The sequence below is a fragment of the Thiohalocapsa sp. genome, assembly GCF_019695415.1.
Taxonomy (GTDB): Bacteria; Pseudomonadota; Gammaproteobacteria; order Chromatiales; family Chromatiaceae; genus Thiohalocapsa.
Genome location: NZ_JAIFKJ010000217.1, coordinates 1 through 4,735, shown reverse-complemented (window position 1 = coordinate 4,735; position 4,735 = coordinate 1). Strand labels below are relative to the sequence as shown.

Here is a 4,735-nt window from a genome sequence, read left to right as displayed (position 1 = left end):
CCGGCTCCGTCTGATTTTTGGGCAGGATGCCCAATAAATCAGTATCTCCCTAGGCGTTCTGCGGCCGGCTGCGTCGGTGGGGCAACGGGCGCCTGTCCGCAGCGGCGTGGCTCCGAGTGTAGAATCTTGAGCCTCCGGATATTCGAGCATCGTCTCTGCTTCACGGTCACCGCCGCATGACCCAGGATCTCAAGGCCAGCGTCGCACGCCAGCGCCTCGCCCTGTTCAATATGCTGCTGGAGCCCATGGCCTTCGTGGCCCGCCGCTGCGCAGCCGTCTGGGGTGACCGTGCCGCGCTCGATACGGTGCTGCTGGACGCCCTCGGCACGGTCCCACACGCCCGCTATCTGTATGCGCTGGACACGGATGCCGTGCAGGTGAGCGCCAATGCAGCGGCGGAAGGACTCGTCGAGGCGGACTTTGGCCGCGATCGCTCAGAACGACCCTACATGCAGGAGCCCATGCCGCCCCACGGCTTGCTGCTGTCGGAGGCCTACATCAGCCTGCGGGCCAGGCGGCCATCGCTGACTGCGCTCCGGCGCATCGAGCGCAATGGTGAGCAGTTGGGTCTACTCGGCGCGGACTTCGACCTGCGCGACCTGCCGCTCACCCGCGAGGTCTATCGGGAGCCCAACCGGTGGCAGCAGCTCAAGGGCGACCCGGCCATCCGCGGCTCGCTGTTTGAGCAGCGTCGGGTGGAAAGCCTGATGGATCGGCACATCGACGAGGTGCTGCCGGTGCTGGAGGAGCTCGTCACCGAAAGCGGCGTGTTCCACTGCAAGATCCATTTCTCCAGTTCCCGGGCCACCATCTGGCTGGTGGATGACCCCTTCCGCTATCGGCTGCTGCATTTCGACGAGCTAGCGGATCCGGATGTCTGCTTGGCTTATCCTCACTGCGCTTATCCCGAGCAGGCCCTCGTCTGCGCTGATGAGGTGCGCGCCGTCCTCGACGGCTTTAGGCGCCTCCGCTACGCAGACGACATCATCTATCTGCGCTCGGGGTCGCTCAACATCTTCAATGGCCTCGTGGCGCTCAACTTCTCTTGCGACGGCTCGCACTATTTGCCGCACCGGGAATTTCTGGATCCGGAGTCGGCCTTCTGGCAAAACGCCAGCTGAGACCAGCGGGAGGAAGCTGCTGATCCGCTTGATTTTCGGAGATGCTGATTTATTGGGCATCCTGCCCAAAAATCAGGCGGACCCGGAAAGCGCGGTTTCCCGGCTCCTTCATTTTCAGCGACTTGCGTCGCCGAAAATGGCGGGGCGTCCTGCCCCGCACGGGAAGCGCCAATAAATCGGCGCTTCCCTTGCTTGCGGATTCGCATTGGCTCAGGCGTGACGGAGGCGCATCATGCCCTCCAAGGTCACGCGAACGCATCCCATTGCCATTTGAGCCATGTCACGAATCCTTTGGTTATTGCCTGTGCTGCTGATCCTGCCCACATTGGTCTTGGTGGGCGGTGACGACGACGCCGAGCCCATGCGCGCAGCGCAGAGCGGTGGGCCCGATCTGTTGCAGATCGCCGAGCGCGGCGACGTCTCTGCGCTGGACGCCCTGCTCAAGCGCAGCGCCGACGCCAATATGCGCGACAACTGCGACTGGACGCCGCTGATGAAGGCGGCCGTGAACGGCCACGTGGAGGCCGCCCGACGCTTGCTCGATGCCGGCGCCGCGGTGGACGCCGCAGACAAGGGCGGCTATACGGCGCTGCTGCTCGCCGCATCCAACAATCACGCTGAACTGGTAGATCTGCTGCTTGCCCACAGCGCGATGATCGATGCCCAAGAGCAGACCCAGGGCTACACACCGCTCATCTGGGCCGCCCACCGTGGCCATGCTCAGACCGTTCAGGTGCTGCTGCAGCACGGAGCGGATGCCACCTTGCCGGACTTCGAGGGCCACGCTGCCGCCTGGCATGCGACGGCGCAGGGCCATGCGCCAGTTGCGGCACTCCTCAGCGGCTCCGCCGCACCCGCCACCGCGCAACTTGGCGGTTGACCCCCGGATGAGGTTGTCAGTGCGCCGTTCCTGATCAACGAAAAAGCGCTGTACGAAGCTCTGTAACCGCGGAGCTTGTGCGAGCGGGTCACCCCGCCGGTTTTCCAGCGCCGGTGCGCACGCATGCAGTAAAATCAGGCCCTGTCGTCAAGGTCGGGACCACGGGGCCGATGATCCTAAAGAGAGTAGTTGGACGGTCGTCAGGGTGCGTCCCGCCCATTAGATGGGGTCAGGGTGACTGGCAAGGCACAACGACGAGGAATAGCCGTCCTATTCCGAGGAGTTGTAACGCCGCCAGGCGCCGTGCGGGGCGTGCCATGGCGGCCGTAGCGGCGCTCACCCGGTGGGTGACATGCGGCCGGTGTAGCAATCGCAACCGGTACGGCCATTTGCAGACGCTCTGAAGCGGTCAACTGCTCTTTTTAGGATGATATCTGCCAGCACCGCCGAGGCTTCCGCCGCCCTGCCTGTGGTGGAGCGCTACCTCGACGCCCTCGTGGCGCATGACCACGATGCGGTCGCCGCACTCATTGCACCAGTGGGTTTCCGCTTCGAGAGTCCCATAGCGACCATCGACGACGCCGCCGGTTTTCTCGAGTACATCATGATGACCGGGGGCATCCTCCGCGGCATCGAGCGCCGGCGGGTGTTTCTGGACGGTGACGATGTCTGCCATTGGCTGGTGCTCGACACCCAGGTCTCCGAGCGCGTCTCCACCCGTGCCGTGCAATGGGCCACCGTGCATAGCGGCCAGATCGTTCGCATCGAACTGCTGTTCGACCCCTACCGTTGGCGTTTGCTGTTCACCACCGACGACTGATCGGCGCTGTGAGCCCTCCGCGTGTCTCGCCTTTCACGGCTTCCGCCGCGGCGAGTTACCCTGGGGTTACAGGAAAGCCCAAACGAGCGCTGCGGTCAGCGCCAGCAGCAGCACCGCGTGCAGACGGTAATCTCGCCACCAGAGGGGCCGCGGCTCGGGACGCATCAGGGCCGGTTGCCAGAGGGCGCGGGCCGGCGCCGCCGCCGGCCGCTGTCGGCTGCTGATCACGAAGATCACGACGGACACCGCAAACAGCAGGCCCGCCACCAGCGTGAAGTGCAGCGTCAGCACGCCGGCGAGCCAGAGCAAGAACAGCACTGCCGAGAGCGTATGGCCGCCGAGCAGCGTCGCCAGCGCACTGGAGCTGCCGGCGCGGCGCGAAAAGACACCGAGTAGGAACACCGCTGCCACCGGCGGCACCAGATAGGACAGCGCCGTCTGCAGATAGTGGAACAGGCCCTCGAAGCTGCCGATCTGCGGGGCGATGACCGCCGCCAACAACATGAAGACACCGATGGCCGCCCGCCCGACCCAGGCCAGCGCGCGCGGGCTCAGGTCCGGGCGGAGCGGCTTGATGAAGTCGAGCGTGAGCAGGGCCGACGCCGAGTTCAGTGTCGAGTCGATGCTCGACATGAGCGCCGCCGCCAGTGCCGCCAGAACAAGCCCCGAGAGGCCCGCGGGCAGCAGCTCCGCGACGAGCGCCGGGAACACCTGATCGCCATTCTCCAACGGCGGCAGGATCTGCACCGCCATCACCCCGGGCAGCACCATGATGAACAGCACCGGCAGCTTCAGGAGCCCTGCCAACAGGGCGCCGCCGCGGGCATGGGTGATGCCGCGCGCCCCGAGCACCCGCTGCACGATGAACTGGTTCGTGCACCAGAAATAGAACCCCAGGATGGGCACGCCGATGAGGGTGCCGAGCCAGGGCAGGTTTGGGTCGTCCAGCGGCAGGAAGAGGCGGAGCTTGTCTGGGTCCGTCGCGGCGACGAAGCCGTCCCAGTCGAAGTCGAGTCGTGCGAAGGCCAGCACCGTGACTAGCACGGCGCCGATCAGCAGCATCACAGCCTGCAGCACATCTGTATAGACGACGGCGGCGAGGCCACCGGCGGCGGTGTAAGCGGCGGCGAAGGCGGCGAGCAGCAGCGCCGCCGTAAAGAGGTCCAGCCCGGGCACGAAGGCCGTCAGCACCACGGCCCCTGCGAAGAGGGTCCCCGCGGTGTCGACGACGATGTTTGCGAACAGCGTCAGCGCGGAGAAGTAGCGCCGCACCCGTGCATCGAAGCGATGCTCCAGGTATTCCGGGACCGTACCGATGCGAAGCCGCAGATACACCGGCGCGAACACCAGCGCCATCAGCACCAGGATGGGGGCGGCCATCCATTCATAGTTCGCCACCGCCACGCCCCAGGTGTAGGCGGCGCCGGCGAGCCCGATCAGGGTGGTGGAGGAGATGTTGGATGCGAACAGCGAGAAGCCGATGGGAACCCAAGTGAGCCGACGGCCCGCCAGGAACAGATCCTCTCCGGAGTGGGTTCTCCTGGCAGTGACGACGCCTATGACGACGACGACGATGCCATAGACGGCAATGAGCGCGAGATCGACGGCGCTGAGCTCGATGGAGTCCATGGCAATGAAGCCTACAGGGCAGGCGGTAACGCTGGCCAGGGGGCTGGCCGCATCTCGTGCCCGACTGATCCCCGCATGGAGCGCGGAGGCGATCCCTCAGCGCGTTTGAACGCCAGCGGTGGCTGCATCGCCCAGGCGCTGTTGGTCAGGCGCGTCGGGGTCGATGCGGGCTTGGCGTGCCCAAAGCTGAGCGAGCAGCCGAAGCGCTGCACCTAGCCGGTCGGCGTAGCGCTGGACGATGGGACGCCGACGGCCGACGCGGCAGGCCGGACCGCGACGGGGGGG

At 65.9% G+C, this 4,735-nt stretch carries 5 protein-coding genes; 3 read left to right on the top strand and 2 right to left on the bottom strand.

Features of this window, described 5'->3' with window-relative positions; all coding sequences use genetic code 11:
* Positions 1-176: 176 nt before the first annotated feature.
* The 3 genes from I6U14_RS06220 to I6U14_RS06210 all read left to right on the top strand — a co-directional run bounded on the left by I6U14_RS06220 (position 177) and on the right by I6U14_RS06210 (position 2,821).
* Positions 177-1,121, top strand: coding sequence for a PDC sensor domain-containing protein (locus tag I6U14_RS06220; RefSeq protein ID WP_296897764.1), 945 nt, complete (start codon positions 177-179; stop codon positions 1,119-1,121).
* A 277-nt stretch (positions 1,122-1,398) separates the two neighbouring features.
* A complete protein-coding gene (locus I6U14_RS06215; RefSeq protein WP_296897763.1) occupies positions 1,399-2,001 on the top strand; it encodes an ankyrin repeat domain-containing protein in 603 nt (200 codons plus the stop codon).
* A 427-nt stretch (positions 2,002-2,428) separates the two neighbouring features.
* A complete protein-coding gene (locus tag I6U14_RS06210) occupies positions 2,429-2,821 on the top strand; it encodes a nuclear transport factor 2 family protein (RefSeq protein WP_296897762.1) in 393 nt (130 codons plus the stop codon).
* A 66-nt stretch (positions 2,822-2,887) separates the two neighbouring features.
* On the opposite strand, the gene I6U14_RS06205 is transcribed toward I6U14_RS06210, so the two are convergent.
* Both I6U14_RS06205 and I6U14_RS06200 read right to left on the bottom strand, forming a co-directional pair.
* A complete protein-coding gene (locus I6U14_RS06205) occupies positions 2,888-4,450 on the bottom strand; it encodes a sodium/solute symporter (RefSeq protein ID WP_296897760.1) in 1,563 nt (520 codons plus the stop codon).
* Between the two features lie 96 nt (positions 4,451-4,546).
* On the bottom strand, positions 4,547-4,735 hold a 189-nt coding region (locus I6U14_RS06200; RefSeq protein WP_296897758.1), incomplete at its 5' end, for a hypothetical protein.

What these genes read in the sequence shown, in the direction of transcription:
- I6U14_RS06220 (WP_296897764.1), top strand. Translation starts at nt 177, where the DNA reads ATGACCCAGGATCTCAAGGCCAGCGTCGCACGCCAGCGCCTCGCCCTG.
- I6U14_RS06215 (WP_296897763.1), top strand. Translation starts at nt 1,399, where the DNA reads ATGTCACGAATCCTTTGGTTATTGCCTGTGCTGCTGATCCTGCCCACA.
- I6U14_RS06210 (WP_296897762.1), top strand. Translation starts at nt 2,429, where the DNA reads ATGATATCTGCCAGCACCGCCGAGGCTTCCGCCGCCCTGCCTGTGGTG.
- I6U14_RS06205 (WP_296897760.1), bottom strand. Translation starts at nt 4,450, where the DNA reads ATGGACTCCATCGAGCTCAGCGCCGTCGATCTCGCGCTCATTGCCGTC.